Below are 664 nucleotides of genomic sequence, written 5' to 3'. Positions count from 1 at the left end.
GCCGGGCTGGCCGAAGGAGACCGAGGTCGTACCGCCGGAGGCGTTGCGCAGCCCCCAGTTCCCGTTGCGGAACACCCCCACCTTCGTCGAATTGGCCGACGGCGTGGGCGTGGTGGGGTAGGGGTTGGCGTGGTCCGTGGAGAGTCCGGTGCCCGGCGCACAGCTCCAGGCGCCGGCGCCCTGGTCGGCAAGGATCTTCTCGGCTATGAGGATCTGTTGCTGCTTGCTGGCAAGGTCCGGCCGGGCCGCGTAGGCGGTGCCGCCGTAGTACTTCCAGTTGGCCATGGTGATCTGAAGGCCGCCGTAGTACAGCCTGTTGGCACTGACGATGCTCCAGTCGCCGCCGCTCTCGCACTGGGCGACCTTGTCCCAGGTCGCGACCGACGCGGCGCCGGCCTGTCCGGTGCTCAGCGTGCCCGCGATCGCGGCGGCGGCCAGCAGGGTGACGGCGGTGCGGGTCTTCGACTGCTTCGAGCGGCTGGTCATCCTGGTTCCTTCGGTGGTGGTGGCGAGGTTCGTGAGCGCGGTGCGGGGCCGCCTTCGTGGCGGCCCCGCATGGTGTGCGATCAGTTCCAGTTGCCGGTGACGGGGGTGTCGCCGGGGTTGCCGAACTGGAAGGTCAGGTCGGGGGTGTTGTTGTAGGCGTTGGCGAGGGCGAAGTCGC

Annotated in this window: 1 protein-coding gene; it reads right to left on the bottom strand. The window is 69.6% G+C overall.

What is annotated here, in order from left to right; translation table 11 throughout:
* Window positions 1-486: transglycosylase family protein (locus tag IH61_RS50120; protein ID WP_199823451.1), on the bottom strand; the 486-nt coding region annotated here is incomplete at its 3' end.
* Between the last annotated feature and the right edge of the window lie 178 nt (window positions 487-664).

The sequence above is a fragment of the Streptomyces sp. NRRL WC-3742 genome (genome assembly GCF_000720635.1).
Lineage (GTDB): Bacteria > Actinomycetota > Actinomycetes > Streptomycetales > Streptomycetaceae > Kitasatospora.
This window is presented reverse-complemented; position numbering and strand designations above follow the sequence as displayed.